The organism is Pseudomonas sp. K5002, assembly GCF_013386655.1.
GTDB lineage: Bacteria > Pseudomonadota > Gammaproteobacteria > Pseudomonadales > Pseudomonadaceae > Aquipseudomonas.
The window spans coordinates 1-1,309 of the sequence record NZ_JACARK010001064.1 but is presented as its reverse complement, the minus strand read 5'-3'; the positions used below and the strand labels follow the sequence as shown (position 1 = coordinate 1,309).

Sequence of the window (1,309 nt, the reverse complement as noted above, 5' to 3'; positions counted from 1 at the left end):
CGCTTCGAGCGATGCAGGGCCCGAACCGTCGAGCACGAAGTGCGCGTGACGGGTGGCGGCGCAGTTGGGGATCATGCACACCGGCAGCGAAGCCGCGTGGGTCGGGTAGTCCATGATTTTCACGTCGAGCACGGTGGTCAGGCCACCCAGGCCCTGGGCACCGATGCCCAGTTGGTTGACCTTCTCGAACAGCTCCAGGCGCATCTCTTCGATACGGTTGGACGGGCCGCGCTTCTTCAGCTCGTGGATGTCGATGGACTCCATCAACACTTCCTTGGCCATTACCGCGGCTTTCTCGGCGGTGCCGCCGATGCCGATGCCAAGCATGCCCGGTGGGCACCAGCCGGCGCCCATGGTCGGAACGGTCTTGAGCACCCAGTCGACGATCGAGTCGGACGGGTTGAGCATGGCCATTTTCGACTTGTTCTCGGAACCACCGCCCTTGGCGGCCACGTCCACTTCCACGGTGTTACCCGGGACGATGGAGTAGTGGATCACGGCAGGGGTGTTGTCCTTGGTGTTTTTACGCGCACCGGCCGGGTCGGCGAGGATCGAAGCCCGCAGGACGTTTTCCGGCAGGTTGTAGGCCTGGCGCACGCCTTGGTTGATCATGTCGTCCAGGCTCATGGTGGCGCCATCCCAGCGCACGTCCATGCCTACACGTACAAATACGGTGACAATCCCGGTGTCCTGGCAGATCGGGCGGTGGCCGGTGGCACACATGCGCGAGTTGATCAGGATCTGAGCCATGGAGTCACGGGCCGCTGGCGATTCTTCGCGCAGGTAGGCCTCGTGCATCGCCTGGATGAAGTCAACGGGATGGTAGTAGGAAATGAATTGCAGGGCGTCGGCAACGCTCTGAATCAGGTCGTCTTGCTTGATCACGGTCATGAGTCGCGCTCCTCTATAAGGGAACATTCAATAAAGGTGGCGTCAGTGTTGCATCGGTCGGCTGAAGCCACCTTTCCAAGGCACGCCAAAGTGGTGCAGGCGCGACGCTAAAAAGGCGCGGCAGTATAACCCGCCACGGTGGCCGATACACCCGACTATGGTCAAACTCTACGGGGCGTGATTCCCTGTAGACGCCTTTTTGATCCGAGACCCTTGATGCCTGAACTTCACGTCGGTGAACGCCACTGGTCGGTAGCCGCCGGCAGCAACCTGCTGGATGCCCTGAACCAGGCGGGCGTGGCCGTGCCTTATAGTTGCCGCGCCGGCAGCTGCCATGCCTGCCTGGTGCGTTGCCAGGGTGATATCCAGGACAACCAGCCGGATGCCCTGAGCCCGGCGCAGCGCCAGGATGGCTGGC

The 1,309-nt window shown here is 62.1% G+C and carries 2 protein-coding genes; one reads left to right on the top strand and one right to left on the bottom strand.

What is annotated here, in order from left to right; genetic code table 11:
* Nucleotides 1-891 (bottom strand): fumarate hydratase (locus HX846_RS33205; protein WP_178967049.1); only part of this gene is annotated, 891 nt, incomplete at its 3' end.
* A gap of 216 nt (nucleotides 892-1,107) precedes the next feature.
* On the opposite strand from HX846_RS33205, the gene HX846_RS33200 reads away from it, so the two are divergent.
* Nucleotides 1,108-1,309, top strand: a 202-nt coding sequence (locus HX846_RS33200) for a 2Fe-2S iron-sulfur cluster-binding protein (RefSeq protein WP_178967048.1), incomplete at its 3' end; no start/stop codon positions are given.